The 16680-nt window shown below is 50.4% G+C and carries 11 protein-coding genes and 2 pseudogenes; 12 read left to right on the forward strand and 1 reads right to left on the reverse strand.

What is annotated here, in order from left to right; genetic code table 11:
- Nucleotides 1-128: 128 nt before the first annotated feature.
- The 10 genes and pseudogenes from DXA55_RS10855 to DXA55_RS10900 all read left to right on the forward strand — a co-directional run.
- Nucleotides 129-380, forward strand: a pseudogene (locus tag DXA55_RS10855) (TIM-barrel domain-containing protein); the annotation flags it as partial.
- 191 nt (nt 381-571) lie between these two features.
- Nucleotides 572-2719: a diguanylate cyclase gene (locus tag DXA55_RS10860; RefSeq protein WP_330415234.1), complete on the forward strand. Its 2148-nt coding sequence runs from the start codon at nt 572-574 to the stop codon at nt 2717-2719.
- Nucleotides 2720-2902: 183 nt separating this feature from the next.
- Complete coding sequence (locus DXA55_RS10865) at nt 2903-3694, forward strand: shikimate kinase (RefSeq protein ID WP_022462671.1); 792 nt, start codon at nt 2903-2905, stop codon at nt 3692-3694.
- 314 nt (nt 3695-4008) lie between these two features.
- A complete protein-coding gene (locus DXA55_RS10870; RefSeq protein ID WP_147342013.1) occupies nt 4009-4383 on the forward strand; it encodes a hypothetical protein in 375 nt (124 codons plus the stop codon).
- Nucleotides 4341-5759, forward strand: a complete 1419-nt coding sequence (locus DXA55_RS10875) for a peptide ABC transporter substrate-binding protein (RefSeq protein ID WP_117814146.1) — start codon at nt 4341-4343, stop codon at nt 5757-5759. The genes DXA55_RS10870 and DXA55_RS10875 overlap by 43 nt, the downstream gene beginning before the upstream one ends.
- A gap of 115 nt (nt 5760-5874) precedes the next feature.
- Nucleotides 5875-6831, forward strand: coding sequence for an ABC transporter permease (locus DXA55_RS10880; RefSeq protein WP_022462669.1), 957 nt, complete (start codon nt 5875-5877; stop codon nt 6829-6831).
- 10 nt (nt 6832-6841) lie between these two features.
- Nucleotides 6842-7759: an ABC transporter permease gene (locus DXA55_RS10885; protein ID WP_022462668.1), complete on the forward strand. Its 918-nt coding sequence runs from the start codon at nt 6842-6844 to the stop codon at nt 7757-7759.
- A gap of 18 nt (nt 7760-7777) precedes the next feature.
- A complete protein-coding gene (locus tag DXA55_RS10890) occupies nt 7778-8809 on the forward strand; it encodes an ABC transporter ATP-binding protein (RefSeq protein ID WP_055219928.1) in 1032 nt (343 codons plus the stop codon).
- Nucleotides 8809-9810: an ABC transporter ATP-binding protein gene (locus DXA55_RS10895; protein ID WP_055219925.1), complete on the forward strand. Its 1002-nt coding sequence runs from the start codon at nt 8809-8811 to the stop codon at nt 9808-9810. Before DXA55_RS10890 ends, DXA55_RS10895 begins: the two co-directional genes overlap by 1 nt.
- Nucleotides 9811-9813: 3 nt before the next feature.
- The gene (locus DXA55_RS10900; protein WP_055219923.1) at nt 9814-10167 is read left to right on the forward strand and encodes a hypothetical protein; all 354 of its coding nucleotides are present in this window, start codon (nt 9814-9816) and stop codon (nt 10165-10167) included.
- Between the two features lie 81 nt (nt 10168-10248).
- Here the strand turns inward: DXA55_RS10900 and DXA55_RS10905 are convergent, their stop codons facing one another.
- A complete protein-coding gene (locus DXA55_RS10905) occupies nt 10249-10836 on the reverse strand; it encodes an AAA family ATPase (RefSeq protein ID WP_055219921.1) in 588 nt (195 codons plus the stop codon).
- A 167-nt stretch (nt 10837-11003) separates the two neighbouring features.
- Here DXA55_RS10905 and ispG point away from each other — a divergent pair, with 167 nt between their 5' ends.
- Together ispG and DXA55_RS10915 are read left to right on the forward strand one after the other, a co-directional pair.
- Complete coding sequence (ispG, locus tag DXA55_RS10910; RefSeq protein WP_055219919.1) at nt 11004-12059, forward strand: flavodoxin-dependent (E)-4-hydroxy-3-methylbut-2-enyl-diphosphate synthase; 1056 nt, start codon at nt 11004-11006, stop codon at nt 12057-12059.
- 20 nt (nt 12060-12079) lie between these two features.
- A pseudogene (locus DXA55_RS10915) lies at nt 12080-16668 on the forward strand (PolC-type DNA polymerase III).
- Nucleotides 16669-16680: the final 12 nt, after the last annotated feature.

A 16680-nucleotide genomic window follows, 5' to 3' on the forward strand; every position in this document is an offset into this window, starting at 1 on the left:
TCCGCAAATTTGGTAAAAAGATCAAAATAGTGTTAGAAATCGGATAAAAACTTCAAGAAACAGACAAAAAAATCTAATAAAATGAAAAACATACAGGGACAGTCTGCGCGAAAAAGCAGACATACGATTTCCAGGGTGACTGCGTTGAGATCGACGTGTTCAATCCGGAGACAAGAAAATATGTCTGGGACGTATGCAAGAAGAACTACTACGATTACGGCATCAATGCTTTCTGGCTGGATAACTCCGAGCCGGATTACGGTGTTTACGATTTCGATCATTACCGCTATATTGAAGGACCGGCGCTCTCCTGCAGCAACATCTATCCGCAGTTATACAGCCGTGTCTTCTATGATAAGAAGAAAAAACCGACCGCGTAAAACCGGTCGGTTTTTTTGAATAAATTTCCATTACAGGACGGTTTTTGTACACTTTTTTCTTGACGAAACGGGAAACAATCGTTACACTATTATGTATAACTGTAATTAAAATGGGAAAATGTAGCAAAACGCGGAAGCACACAAAGGGGTAATGAAGTTTTGTGTGTACCGGGGAGAAGAGAGGGAAACAGATGAATCAGACCGAATTGCCGGAATGTGAAAAAATAAATAAGAAAGAGCCTTCTAAGGATGTTCAGATGACACAGGAACAGGCAGACCGTCTGGTGGAACATCTGAAGAATGTTTTCATGTATGTGCGGGTTCTCCGTCCGGATGAGATCGGAGATTTTATTATCGATGAAGAGAATGGCAAGCTGTGTGAATGCTACACAGTATGGAACAAAGCGATGCCGTGCCTTAACTGTATTTCCGAAAAAGCCCTGCGGGAGAAATCGCAGAAATCAAAACTGGAATGCATTGCGTCGAATGTGTATCAGGTCATTGCAAGATACGTGGAGATCGAAGGAGAACCATGCGTGATCGAGATGATCAACCGTCTCGACGATGAAACACTGATGGACTCCGAAGGACGCCAGAATCTGGTAAGCAAGCTGAACAGCTACAGCGAAGAGCTGTATCGTGACGCGCTGACCGGAGTATTCAACCGCCGCTACTTCGAAGACCAGATCCGGGACGCCAGCTTTTGCTGCGGCGTAGCCATGATCGATCTCGATGATTTCAAATTATACAACGATACATACGGCCACAATGCCGGAGATATGGCGCTTGACACCATTGTAAAGACCGTCAACCGCTGCACCCGACGTACCGACCGTCTGATCCGCTTAGGAGGAGACGAATTTCTGCTGGTTCTGCCGGAGATGGATGAGGAAAACTTTGTACAGAAATTAAAACAGATTCAGTCACAGATCCATGAGGCACAGGTGCCGGGCTACTCGAAGATGCGTCTTTCCGTCAGCGTAGGAGGTGTTCTGACAAGAGATGAGACGATCGGCGAAGCTGCGATGCGTGCCGACCAGCTGATGTATCTTGCGAAACAACGGAAAAACATGGTTGTCACCGAGAAAGACCAGATCCTGGGTTGTCAGGACGATGTTGTCCGTCAGGAAAACCGCAGAGAAAAACAGCGCATCCTGATCGTGGATGATTCCGAGATGAACCGTATCATCCTCTCGGAGATTCTGCAGGATGAATACGATATCATCGAGGCTTCCACCGGCGAAGAGTGCCTGCGTCTGCTGGAAGAATACGGAACAGGCCTTGCGCTGATCCTTCTGGATATCGTCATGCCGGGCATGGACGGTTTCGGAGTGCTTGACTACATGAACCGCAACCACTGGATCGAAGAGGTTCCGGTCATCATGATATCGAGCGAGGATTCCACCGCATTTGTGCGCCGTGCGTATGAGCAGGGCGTATCCGATTATATCAGTCGTCCGTTTGATGCAAAAGTTGTTTACCAGCGTGTCTTCAACACGATCAAATTATATGCAAAACAGCGCCGTCTCGTGACGCTCGTCACCGAGCAGATTTACGAAAAAGAGAAAAACAATCAGATGATGATCAGTATCCTGAGCCATATCATGGAATTCCGGAATGGCGAGAGCGGACTTCATGTCCACCACATCAACGTTCTGACCAGTATGCTCCTCGAGCGTCTGGTACAGAAGACAGACCGCTACCACTTAAGCTGGTCCGATCAGCTGATGATCACAACGGCATCCGCGCTGCACGATATCGGAAAGATGGGCATTGACGAGAACATTTTAAATAAGCCGGGAAGGCTGACGAAAGAAGAGTTCGAGGAGATGAAGAAACATACCCTGATCGGAGCGTCCATGCTGAAGAGCCTGGAACTGTATCAGGACGAGAAGCTGGTACAGATTGCGTACCAGATCTGTCGCTGGCATCATGAGCGGTACGACGGAAAGGGTTACCCGGACGGCTTAAAAGGTGAGGAGATCCCGATTGCAGCCCAGGTTGTATCGATTGCCGATGTTTACGATGCGCTGACAAGCGAGCGTGTCTACAAACCGGCATACACGCACGAGAAAGCCATCGAGATGATCCTGAACGGCGAGTGCGGTACCTTCAGCCCGCTGATGCTCGAGTGTCTGCTCGATATCAAAGATGCCATCTGCGAGGAGCTGAACACCATATCCGAAGAAAAACAGACTTCGATTCAGATTGAAAAGCTGAAAAAGAATCTGAAATCGGGGGGGGCAGAGCTGAATTTTCTGAACTCTGATGAGAAATTATCCACAGAAGATGCCTGGGAGAACAGGTATCATGCGGATTCGAAAGACGATCTTAAATAAAAATATACCAAAACCCATGGATTTCTGAAAAGATTCCATGGGCTTTTCGCACTTTTGTGCAAATTTTTGTTGTGATTCCGGAGGACAACTGCTATAATAACAGAAAATGTCAAAAAATACGACAAAAATACCGGAAGAGGGCTGTGCGAACAAGTACACACAAGTCTGGAAAGGATAAATATCATGAATCAGTTGGAAGTATTACGAGAGAGCCTTGGACAGTGCGATGAGATTATTCTGGATGCACTGCTGATGAGAAACCGTATTGTCGAGGACATTATGGTATATAAAGAAGCAAATAACGTGCCGATTCTCCAGCCGGAGCAGGAAGCAAAACAGAAGGAATGGCTGGAACGCCGGATGCAGGAAAAACGCCATAAAAACGAAGTGGCGGATGTTTTCGAGAGCATCACAAGAAACAGTAAAAAGATTCAGGCAAGAAAGCTGTTCAATTATAATATTGTACTGATTGGCTTCATGGGAGCCGGAAAGAGCACCATTTCCGATTATCTCAAAACCGTGTTTGCCATGGATATCATCGAGATGGATCAGATCATCGCAGAGCGTGCCGGTATGAGCATCTCCGATATTTTCGAGACTTACGGCGAACAGTATTTCCGTGACTGCGAGACGAATCTTCTGATCGAAATGCAGTCGAGAACAAACGTTGTCATTTCGTGCGGCGGCGGAACTCCGATGCGTGAGTGCAACGTTGTAGAGATGAAAAAGAACGGCCGCGTTGTTCTTCTGACTGCAAAGCCGGAGACGATTTTAGACCGTGTCAAAGACAGCCACGACAGACCGCTGATTGAGAACAACAAAACCGTTCCGTTTATCGCAGATCTGATGAGCAAGCGCCGTGAAAAATACGAGGCCGCAGCCGACATTATCATCGAGACGGACGGAAAGAGCGAGCTGGAGATCTGTGAGGAGCTGATCCACAGCCTGCGGCAAATGGATGCAAAAGCGGAATAAAAGAGAAAAGCAAGGGAAAAAGGAAAAGAGACTGCTGTATGTAACGGCGGTCTCTTTCTTTTTTGCGTAACCGTGACACAAAAAACAGAAAACGCAAAATTTACGGGAAAAGGATTGACAAAACAGATATTTCCCGATATTCTGATAAAAGTTGGGCTAAAATCGCATGAAAAAAGTGAAAAAACAAGGTATTATTTTGTGTTATTGTCCGAACAAGAGAAAAAATTCAGGATAATTATATGAAATACAATAGCCCGTGTGCAGACACAGCCGGATCTGCCGGGGAAGGTCTGCGGAAAAAAGGAGGAACATCAATGAGAAAAAGAAACAAAGTCGTTTCTCTGCTTCTGGCAGGATGCATGGCAGCCGGTCTTCTGGCCGGATGCGGAAGCAGCGGAGGGACACAGGTAGCAACTGCTGACAATGCCACGGCGGCATCAACCAGTACTGGAGCAGCAGATTCAGCAGCACCGGAGACTGCAGGCGAAGTGGACGGACAGATCAATCTTCGTGCAGTAGCCTTTGGAAACAATTTCGATGTGCAGGATATGGGATGGCGCTGGATGATGGGAGAGTGCTACGAAGGACTGATGCGTGACGTAGCAGATGAAACGGAGACCGTTTCGAGTATGCCGGTGCAGAATCCATGGACGTATCCGATGACGGACTGGTTTACACTTTCCATCTGAGAAAGGATGCCAAATGGTCCGACGGACAGCCGGTTACCGCAGCAGATTATGAGTACGGCTGGAAACGTCTGTTAAATCCGGAATACGGCTATTCCTATTCTTTCTACCTGTTCAACGTAGTAGGAGCAGAGGAGTATTATAACGGACAGGGCTCTGCCGATGAGATCGGAATCAAGGCAGTGGACGATTACACCTTCGAGGTTACCTTAAAGGTAGCGGATCCGACCTTCCAGTCCAAGCTGGTAGCAACTCCGCTTTACCCGACCCGTCAGGATGTCGCAGAGGCAGCCGGAGACCAGTGGGGAAAAGACTGGACAAAATGTGTCTACAACGGACCGTTTGCCATGACCAACCTGGTAGAAGATAACTCCATGACATGGGTGAAAAATGACCAGTACTGGGATAAGGACAACGTAAAACTGAATCAGGTAAACTGGTACTGTGTAGCAGAGAACGCAACAGCAGCAACCATGTTCGATAACGGACAGCTGGACGTTTTCGATGCAGCAGGCGATTACATTGCAAAATATGACAAAGAAGTAGAAGCAGGCAATATGCAGACCATGACCACCGAGTACCCGGGAACTATGGTTCTGTGCTACGAGCAGTCTGAGGGCGGAAAATCCGGTCTGATGAAAAACGTAAACATCCGCAAGGCAATTTCCTACTCCATCAACCGTGAGGAGATGGTATCAGCTGTTTACGGAAGATACACCGCAGCTTACGGCTTCGTTTCCCCGGCGATCACGCTCGACGGAACTTCCTACCGCAAGCAGGCGTCGGAGACCATGAAAGAGGAATATGAGCAGTATGCAGGAGATGCAGACAAGTTAAAAGCACTGTTCCAGAAAGGCCTTGATGAGCTTGGTATCACCGACAAACCGGAAGACATCACCATTACATTGCTGTCCCAGGGTTCTGCTACCGAGAATCAGCTCGAGAGAGAGTACCTGCAGCAGTCCATTTCTCAGAATCTGGGCGTAAAGGTAGAGCTGAACACCGTTGGCGATTACCAGATGTTTGCAAACGAGCGCGATAACAAGAACTACGATATCTTTGTAGGCGGATGGTTCAGCGATTACAACGATCCGCTGGATTTCCTGAACGTCATGAAGACAGGCGTTTATGATTCCTACGGCCTCTATAGCAACAGCGAGTACGACAGCCTGATCGATTCTCTGACCGGAGAGAACGACAACGCAAAACGCCTTGAGATTTACCAGAAGCTGGAAGATCTGCTGGTTGCACAGGATTGTGGTGTTGCACCGCTGTACTACTCTGATAAACATTACTATTATCAGAACTGGGTAAAAGATTTCTACACATCCTCCTTCGGCGCAAGCCAGGAGCTTTACAGAGCAACTGTAGAGAAATAAAAAAAGCAGCAAAACAGAAGAAATGAGGGAAGAAGGGCTTATGAAACAATAGGCTCTTCTTTCGCTATCATAATAAAATTCCGGTCGGAAAAGACCGGACAGGGAGAGGATTTTTATGCCAAAATATTTACTGCGCCGTTTTGCAGAAATGCTGATCACACTGTTTCTGATTGCAACGGCCACGTTTTTCCTTCTGGAAGCGGTTCCGGGAGATCCGCTGACGGAGCGTGCGAGCAAGCTCTCGCCGACCGTAAAGGAAAACCTCTATAAGCGCTACGGCCTCGACAAGCCGATGATGGAGCGCTATGTGATCACAATGAAGGGAATCTGCAAGGGAGAGTTCGGAGAATCTGTTGTCTATGCGGGACAGACGGTACAGAAGCTGATTCATGACCGTCTTCCGGTATCCGCCCGCCTTGGTATCCAGCAGGTGCTGGTCGGTATCACGATCGGTCTGCTGCTTGGAATTCTTGCGGCAATGAGGAGGGGAAGCTTCTGGGACTATATGGTGATCGCCCTGTCGGTCCTCTTGATTTCCATTCCGAACCTGATCTTTGGTCTGATGCTTCAGAAAATTTTCGCAGGCAACCTGAAGGTTCTGCCGACGATCGGCTGGCCTGCGGGAAAGGATCTGTGGTTCGGAGGATGGGAATACACGATTCTTCCGACCCTGACAGGATGCTTTTCTTATATCGCAACGTATGCGCGTCTGCTGAAAACCTCGATGCTCGATGTGATCAATCAGGATTACGTGCTGACTGCTGAATCGAAGGGCTTAAGCCGCGGACAGATTATCCGCCGCCATATCCTTCGGAACTCGTTTATCCCGGTTATCACACAGCTTCCGATGTCGGTTGCCATGTGTATCACAGGCTCCTTCTTCATCGAGAGCATCTTTTCCATCCCGGGAATCGGACAGTATTATGTGACGGCGGTCAATAACCAGGATCTTTCCATTATCATGGGAGAGACGGTTATTATCGCAGCACTTTACATCGGTGTTCTCTTTATCACGGACCTGCTGTACGTGGTCGTTGACCCGAGAATCAGTCTGACAGGAAAGAGCAGATAAGGAGGATATTATGGCAGCATTAACACCGGAAAAATTTAAAGTAATAGGATACACCGAGGAAGATGCGAACCGGATTGACCGCCCGACCATTTCCTACTGGCAGGACGCCTGGAGACGGCTCCGCAAAAATCCGATCGCAATGGGATCTCTTGTTGTGCTCGGCATTCTGCTTGTCATGGTCATCATCGGACCGCATATCAAAGGATATGATTATGTATCCATGAATATCGCCGAGAAAAACCAGGGCGTATCGTCAAAATACTGGTTTGGAACCGACAACCTGGGACGTGACCTCTTCTCAAGAGTCTGGGTCGGCGCGCGGGCATCACTGATCATCGCGATCGTTGCAACGGCAATCAAACTCATCATCGGAACGGTATATGGCGCGCTGATGGCACATTTCGGCGGCTGGGTCGATGAGGTTCTGATGCGGATCATCGAGGTTATCAACTCGATTCCGTCTCTGCTTCTTACGATTCTGATCATGATGATTCTTGGAAATAACCTGTTTGCACTTCTGGTCGCGCTTAGTGTCACCGCATGGTGTAACACGGCACGTCAGGTGCGCGGTATGATCAAACAGCTCCGTGAGACGGAATACGTTTACGCGGCGGAGGTGCTCGGTGCAAAACCGCTCCGCATCATCTTAAAACACTATGTACCGAATATGCTGGGTATCCTGATTCTGGATACGGCGACGGCAATCCCGATGTTTATTTTTACGGAGGCAGGTCTTAGCTTCCTCGGCATCGGCCTCAAGGCACCATCGATCAGCCTTGGTGTCCTGATTTCAATGGGACAGCAGAACATGGATTTCTATCCGTCACAGCTTCTGTTCCCATGTCTCGTGCTCTGTATCATCGTTATGGCATTCAACCTTCTGGGAGACGGCCTTCGCGATGCCCTTGATCCGAGACTTCGCCAGTAATAAGTGGGAGATAACGATATGAACGAACAAAACAATCCGATTCTGGAAGTAAAAAACTTAAGAGTCTCTTATCACACCTATGCCGGTGAAGTAAAGGCAGTCCGCGGTGTACAGTTTTCTCTCGAGAAAGGTCAGGCGCTCGCAATTGTGGGAGAATCCGGCTGCGGAAAATCTGTAACGGCGAAATCCATCATGGGCCTCATCAAGGCCCCGCAGGGTGAGATTAAAGAGAACAGTGAAATTCTCTATCATGGAGAGAATATTCTGAAATACAACAAAAAACAGTGGCAGCATTACAAAGGCGGCGAGTGTGCAATCATTTTCCAGGATGCGCTGGCTTCCTTAAATCCGACGATGCGTGTCGGAAAACAGATTATGGAAAATCTGATGGGCCACAAAAACATGACAAAACAGGAAGCGGCAAAGGAGGCTGTCGAGATGCTGCGCATGGTCGGCATCCCGGAGCCGGAAAAACGTGTCAGACAGTATCCGCACGAATTTTCCGGCGGTATGCGTCAGCGTGTTATGATCGCGATTGCATTTGCCTGTGATCCGAAAATTCTGATCTGTGACGAGCCGACGACCGCGCTCGATGTGACAATTCAGGGACAGATTCTCGATATTATCAAGAATCTGCAGAAGAAAAATCAGACATCCGTCATCATGATCACACATGATCTCGGTGTTGTGGCAAATATCGCACAGAAGATTGCTGTCATGTATTCCGGCATCATCGTGGAGAGCGGAACGTGTGAGGACATTTTCTATCGTCCGCGTCACCCGTATACCTGGGCGCTGATCCGTTCCGTACCGCGTCTGGATCTGAAAAACAAGCAGGAACTCGCGACAATTCCGGGAACTCCGCCGGATCTTTTAAACCCGCCGGTCGGATGTCCGTTCTGCACGCGGTGCAGCTACTGTATGCCGATCTGTAAGGAAGAGATGCCGGAGGTAACGGAATTCGGCGGCGAGCATAAGGCTGCCTGCTGGCTCCATCACCCGATGGCACCAAAAGTAGAAATGCCAAATCTGGAAGGAGGAGAACTGTAATGGAAAATAACGAAAAAGAAGTGCTTTTTTCCGTTTCCCATCTGAAAAAATATTTTCAGGTCGGAAACCATGCGACCTTAAAGGCCGTGGATGATGTCTCCTTCGATATCTACAAAGGTGAGACACTTGGAATGGTTGGCGAGTCCGGATGTGGAAAGACGACGTGCGGCCGTACCTGCATCGGCCTGTATGACAAGACCGACGGACAGGTGCTCTACAAGGGAACCGATGTCCATGCATTAAACGGAAAAGAGCGGTTTGCCTTCAAAAAACAGGTGCAGATGGTCTTCCAGGATCCGTATGGATCGCTCGACCCACGTATGACCGTTGCCGACATCATCGGCGAGGGCATCGACATTCACCATCTGGCAAAGAATAAGAAAGAGCGCCAGGAGATGATCTACAAATATCTGGAGCTGGTCGGACTGAACCGCGAGCATGCGAACCGTTTCGTGCACGAGTTTTCCGGCGGACAGCGCCAGCGAATCGGTATCGCGCGTGCGCTTGCCGTGCAGCCGGAGTTCATCGTTCTCGATGAGCCGATCTCCGCACTCGACGTTTCGATTCAGGCGCAGATCGTCAACCTGCTTGTGGACTTACAGAAGAAGATGGGTCTGACCTATCTTTTCGTTGCGCATGATCTGTCGATGGTCAAACATATTTCCGACCGTGTGGCGGTTCTGTATCTGGGAACGCTCGTCGAGCTGACGACATCCGAGGAGCTGTACGCCAACCCGCGCCACCCGTACACACAGGCACTGCTCTCCGCGATTCCGATTCCGGACCCGAAAGTAGAGGCAGAGCGCGACCGCAAAAAAATCCGCCTCGAAGGCGAGGTGCCGAGCCCGATCAACACGAAGCCGGGCTGCAAATTCCAGGGAAGATGCAAGTACGCAAAAGACATCTGCCGACAGCAGATGCCGGAATTAAAAGACGTGGGCAACAATCACTTTGTGGCATGTCATTTCTGTGATGCATTAGAAGAAAATAAGGAATTATAAAACATGGAAAAGATAAAGAACATCTGCCGTGATCTCGGCAAAGCATTTACAATCGGCCTGCTCTCTGGCGGCGCTGCGGCAGCTGTGCTGCTGCTGGGAGGATTCCTCTTTGGGGGATTCACGTTCCGCGCTGCCCTTGAGGCGGCGAAAGACGGCCTGCTGCTGATCGCGGCCCTCGGCATGTTCGTGATCGCCGGAATGCTGATGGTAAAAGGCAAAAACCCGGAGAAATTCACGCAGAAGGAAAAATGGCGCGTCCACTTTGCCGTGCTCGGATATAAGAGTGTGTTCGCAGTTCTCTGCGTTTCCTGGGTGCTGTGGGCGGCAGCGGCGGATTATCTTTTGTATCGGATGTGAAAATAGTTTCTATAAATAAAAAGAGAATTTTGCAGACTGTAAAAATGAGGTCCGGCAAAATTCTCTTTTTTCGTTTAGTCGTTATTCGTCTTCGAGACGGGAGATAACCATCTCCATGGATTTCTGATATTCTTCATCCGAAGAATTGTAGAACAGCATCAGATCGAGGCAGTTGCTCATTTTCTTCAGTGCTTCCGGGATGGAGTAGTCGATCGTTTTCACATATTCATCCCAGTGCTCCAGCTTCCACGTATCGCGCACGGAGTTGCGGTCGATCATGCGCTGGTGGCAGATCTCCGGTTTTGTGACAACCCAGATCACAACAAGCTTTGCCCCATGGTCAGCGAGCTTTTTGGAGAAGTCTTTCAGGAACTTCTCATCATGCACTTCGCGTGTGAATGGTGCGTTGATCAGCACAATATCGTCATACTCGAGTGCTTCCAGTCCGAAATTGACCGTTACTTCATATTCATAATCGCGGATATTCTCCTCGAAGAAATCAGAACTGCGGTTGATTTCCTGTCCGCCCGCTTTGAAAACGCGGTTCGACAGCGGAATGACCGTATCCTTGTCGAGATAAACAACGTGTTTCAGCTCCTTGGCGAGCTGTTTTGAAATGTATGTCTTTCCGCACGCCGGCGGCGAGGTTACGAGGATCATCTTTTTCATCGTTTGTATGTCTTCCTTTCCAGTTGAATAAAAAAAATCACTCCTAGCATTATAGAAAATTTGGAAAAAAATTGCAAGAGAAAAGACGGTTGTGCCGGAGAAAAAATTGTCTTATAATAAAATAAGATTTTTATGCCATCACGGAGAAAATAAATGGAGGAAAGAAAATGAGCAGAGCAAATACACGAGTTGTGAAAATCGGCGACCGGGTCATCGGAGGCGGAAATCCGATTCTGATCCAGTCCATGACGAATACCAAAACAGAAGATGTGGAGGCAACCGTAAAGCAGATCCAGGCGCTCACGGAAGCCGGATGTGACATTATCCGATGCGCCGTCCCGACCATGGAGGCAGCCAAGGCGCTGTCCGAGATCAAAAAACAGATCTCGATTCCGCTTGTAGCAGATATTCATTTTGACTATCGATTGGCGATCGCCGCGATCGAAAACGGAGCCGATAAAATCCGCATCAACCCGGGCAACATCGGCAGCCGCGACCGGATCCAGGCGGTTGTAGATGCAGCAAAAGAACGCCAGATTCCGATCCGCGTCGGCGTCAACAGCGGTTCACTCGAAAAAGAGCTGGTGGAAAAATACAACGGCGTAACGGCAGAGGGCCTGGTGGAGAGCGCGCTCGACAAAGTGCGGATCATCGAGGAGATGGGCTATGACAATCTCGTCATCAGTATCAAATCGTCTGATGTGATGATGTGTGCAAAAGCGCATGAGCTGATCACGAACCAGACGGATCATCCGCTTCATGTCGGCATTACGGAGGCAGGAACGCTGTATTCCGGCAACATCAAATCGGCAGTGGGGCTCGGTATTATTTTATATCAGGGCATCGGAGATACGATCCGCGTTTCCCTGACCGGCGATCCGCTCGAGGAAATCAAATCCGCAAAACGGATCTTAAAGACCCTGGGACTTCGAAAAGGCGGCATTGAGGTCGTATCGTGTCCGACCTGCGGACGGACCCAGATTGACCTGATCGGACTGGCAAACCAGGTGGAAACACTGGTGCAGAGCTACGATCTTGATATCAAGGTTGCCGTCATGGGCTGCGTGGTCAACGGACCGGGCGAGGCAAAAGAGGCGGATCTTGGTGTTGCAGGCGGAAAAGGCGTCGGCATTTTAATTAAAAAAGGTGAAATCGTGAAAAAAGTACCGGAGAGCGAGCTGCTGTCCGTCTTAAAGGACGAGCTGGATCACTGGGGCAAGTAGAAAAGAAAGCAGGAATAGGAATGGAAAAACAGTTTCAGGAAGTATTTCCGGATTTGAGAATCGAAGGGGGCATGGCAGAGCTTCTCGATACCGTGGAGGTTTCGCGGGTATCGATCAATAAGAAAAAAGATCTGCTGCGGATCTATGTGGTCAGCCATCAGTGGATTCACAAAAAATATATTTATCAGCTGGAGCGCCAGATCGAGGAGCAGCTCTTTTCCAACGTGCCGCTGCGCGTGAAGATTATTGAGCGGTTCTATCTGTCGCGCCAGTATACGCCGGAAAACTTTCTGGAGGTGTACCGTCCGAGTATCCTGCTCGAGCTGAAAAACCACAGTGTCTTTCTGAATCATCTGTTTTCGACTGCCGAGATTACCTTCCCGGAGACGAACAAAATGCACCTGGTGCTCGTGGATTCCGTTGTGGCAAAGGAGCGCGAGGAGGAGCTGGTCCACATTCTCGAGAAAATCTTCTGTGAGCGGTGCGGCTTCGACCTGATCGTGGAAACCGAGATGAGAAAGCCGGAGGGCGAGAGCCGCGCCATGAGAAATTCCGAGCTCCGCATCCGGGAGGAAGTGCGCCACGTTCTGGCGCATACCCATTACGGTGAGATGCTCGGCGAAAAAGAGCAGAACCGGATGGAAGAGCAGGCGGAAGCAGCAGGCGAACAGCCAAAAGCATCCGCAGCAGCCAAGGACGGCGAGGCGAAAAAAGAAAAAGCAGCAGACGGCGGAAGGGGAAAAGGTTTTTTCGGCGGCGGACGCGGTTCCTTCAAAAAAGGCAAGGGCAGTTTCGGCCGGAATGCGGACAATCAGCCGCGCAAATCCTCCAATCCGGATGTGCTGTACGGAAGAGATTTCGAGGATGAGAGCGTGGAGATTCTGAAAATCGGCGATGAGATCGGTGATGTTGTCATCCGAGGAAGAGTCCAGAGTGTGGATATGCGCGAGATCCGGAATGAGCGTACGATTTTCATGTTCACGATCACCGACTTTACGGATACCATCGGCGTCAAGATTTTCGTCCAGAACGCGGAAGTGCCGGAATTAAAGGATGCGATCAAAAAAGGCGCGTTCATTAAAGTAAAAGGAAAAACGACGGTTGATGCATTTGACCACGATCTGACGGTTATGTCTGTCTGGGGCATCAAGAAGATCACCGATTTCCGTACCGGCCGTCAGGATACGAGTCCGGTGAAGCGTGTGGAGCTGCACTGCCATACAAAGATGAGCGATATGGACGGTGTCACCGATGCTGCCCGTCTGGTACAGCGTGCCTATGAGTGGGGCCATCCGGCGATCGCGATCACCGATCACGGCGTGGTGCAGTCCTTCCCGGAGGCAAACCATGCGATCGAGGCGATCGACGGCGCTTACCGGAAAAAATACCAGGCAGAGCACCCGGATGCGACAAAAGATGAGCTGAAAAAAGTTTCGGCTCCGTTCAAGGTCATCTACGGCATGGAGGCTTATCTCGTCGACGACTTGAAAGATATCGTTGTCAACAGCAAAGGACAGGACATCCACGGAAGCTACGTTGTTTTCGATATCGAGACGACGGGATTTTCCCCGGTTGTCAACAAAATCATTGAGATCGGTGCCGTCCGTGTGGAAAACGGAGCGATTGTCGATAAGTTTTCCACCTTCGTTAACCCGAAAGTCCCGATCCCGTTCCGGATTGAGAACCTGACCGGCATCAACGACAACATGGTTCTTGACGCGCCGGACATCGAAACGGTGCTGCCGAAATTCCTGGAGTTCAGTGAGGGAGCCGTTATGGTTGCCCACAATGCTTCGTTCGATATGAGCTTTATCGAGCACAATTGTGTCCTGCAGGGGATCGAGCGGGAATTTACAACGGCGGACACCGTCGCCATGGCGCGTTTCCTGCTGCCGGGCCTGAACCGTTTCAAACTGGATACCGTTGCGAAGGCGGTCGGCGTATCGTTGGAAAACCATCACCGTGCGGTGGACGATGCCGGCTGTACGGCGGAAATTTTCGTGAAATTCGTAAAAATGCTGGAGGAGCGCAATATTCTGACTCTGGATGACCTGAATGCGCAGGGAAAAGTATCGGAGGAGGCTGTGCGCAAGCTTCCATCGTACCATGCGATCATTCTGGCAAAGAACGAGACGGGACGTGTCAATCTGTACCGCCTCGTGTCGGAATCCCACCTGAAATACTACAACCGCCGGCCGAAGCTGCCAAAGAGCGTCTACCTGAAATACCAGGACGGTCTGATGATCGGATCTGCCTGCGAGGCGGGCGAACTCTACCAGGCAATCCTGCGCGGTGAACCGGATGCGGCGATTGCGCGTCTCGTGGACTTCTACGATTATCTGGAAATCCAGCCGATCGGCAACAACGCGTTCATGATCAAAAAAGAGGACGTTTCTGCCGTAGAGAGCGAGGAGGATTTAAAGGAGATCAACAGGCGCATCGTCAAACTTGGCGAGCAGTTCCATAAGCCTGTTGTGGCAACGTGCGACGTCCACTTCATGGATCCGCAGGACGAGATCTACCGCCGCATCATCATGACCGGAAAAGGTTTTGACGACGCTGATGAGCAGGCACCGCTGTTCCTGCGCACCACCGAGGAGATGCTTGAAGAGTTTTCGTATCTCGGAAGTGAGAAAGCGGAGGAGGTCGTCATCACCAATCCGCGCAAAATCTCCGACCTTGTCGAGAAAATCTCCCCGATCCGTGCCGGAAAATTCCCGCCGGTCATCGAGGATTCCGACAAGACACTGCGGAGAATCTGTTACGACCGCGCGCATGAAATCTACGGCGAGGAGCTTCCGGAGATCGTTTCCGCGCGCCTCGAGCGGGAGCTGAACTCCATTATTTCCAACGGATATGCCGTTATGTACATCATCGCACAGAAACTGGTGTGGAAGTCGAACGAGGACGGCTACCTCGTAGGATCGCGTGGTTCCGTCGGTTCCTCGTTCGTTGCGACGATGGCGGGAATCACGGAGGTAAACCCGTTGAGCCCGCATTACTACTGCGAGTCGTGCCATTACAGCGAGTTCGATTCGCCGCGCGTCAAAGAGTACGTCGGCCGTGCCGGATGCGATATGCCGGACGCCGTCTGCCCGAACTGCGGCAAGCCGCTGAAAAAAGCCGGATTTGACATTCCGTTCGAGACGTTCCTTGGATTCAAGGGAAACAAAGAGCCGGATATCGACCTGAACTTCTCCGGTGATTACCAGAGTAAGGCGCACAAATACACAGAGGTTATTTTCGGCGCCGGTCAGACGTTCCGTGCGGGAACCATCGGTACGCTGGCGGATAAAACAGCGTTCGGTTACGTGAAGAACTATTACGAAGAGCGCGGCCAGCACAAACGGAACTGCGAGATCGACCGTATCGTGGAAGGATGCACCGGCATCCGCCGTACCACCGGCCAGCACCCGGGCGGTATCATCGTTCTGCCGTTCGGTGAGGATATCAACTCCTTCACCCCGGTGCAGCATCCGGCGAACGATATGACAACCGACATTATTACGACTCATTTCGATTACCACTCCATTGATGCCAACCTCTTAAAGCTCGATATTCTCGGACACGATGATCCGACCATGATCCGTATGCTCGAGGATATCACGCACCTTGATGCGCAGACGATTCCGCTCGATAACCCGGAGGTCATGTCGCTGTTCAAGAGCACCGAGGCGCTCGGCATCAAGCCGGAGGACATCGGCGGCTGTCCGCTTGGATGTCTTGGCGTGCCGGAGTTCGGTACCGATTTCGTTATCCAGATGCTTCTGGACACGAAGCCGCAGTCGTTCTCCGACCTGATCCGTATCTCAGGTCTGTCGCACGGAACCGACGTATGGCTCGGCAATGCGCAGACCCTGATCGAGGAGGGCAAGGCGACGATTTCCACCGCCATCTGTACCCGGGACGATATCATGATCTACCTGATCGACAAGGGACTCGAAAGTGAGCTTTCCTTTACGATCATGGAGAGTGTGCGAAAAGGAAAGGGCTAAAACCGGAGTGGGAAGAGGAGATGAAGGCACATGACGTGCCGGACTGGTACATCTGGTCATGTAAAAAGATCAAGTACATGTTCCCGAAAGCCCACGCGGCGGCGTACGTCATGATGGCGTACCGCATCGCTTACTATAAAATTTTCTATCCGCTGGCGTACTATGCGGCGTACTTCTCCATTCGTGCGTCCGCATTTTCCTACGAGCTCATGTGCATGGGACGCGACCGGCTGGAATATTATATGAAAGATTACGAAAAACGGAAAGACACGCTGACTCAGAAGGAGCAGGCAACCGTCAAGGATATGAAGATTGTCCAGGAAATGTACGCCCGCGGCTTCGATTTCGTGCCGGTGGACCTCTATAAGGCACAGGCGCACCGCTTCCAGGTCTACGATGACAAACATCTGATGCCGGCGCTCGACTCGATCGAGGGTCTGGGCGACAAGGCGGCCGACGCCGTTGTCCTTGCGGCACGAAACGGAAAATTCCTCTCGAAAGATGATTTCCGCGACCGCACCAAGGTCAGCAAGACGATTATCGACTTTATGGCGGACCTCGGTGTCTTCGGAGATCTGCCCGAAAGCAACCAGTTTTCGCTGTTCGACTATTAAAAGGAGCGTCCC

Origin of the sequence: Blautia sp. OF03-13, assembly GCF_003460685.1 — a bacterium.
Lineage (GTDB): Bacteria > Bacillota > Clostridia > Lachnospirales > Lachnospiraceae > Fusicatenibacter > Fusicatenibacter saccharivorans.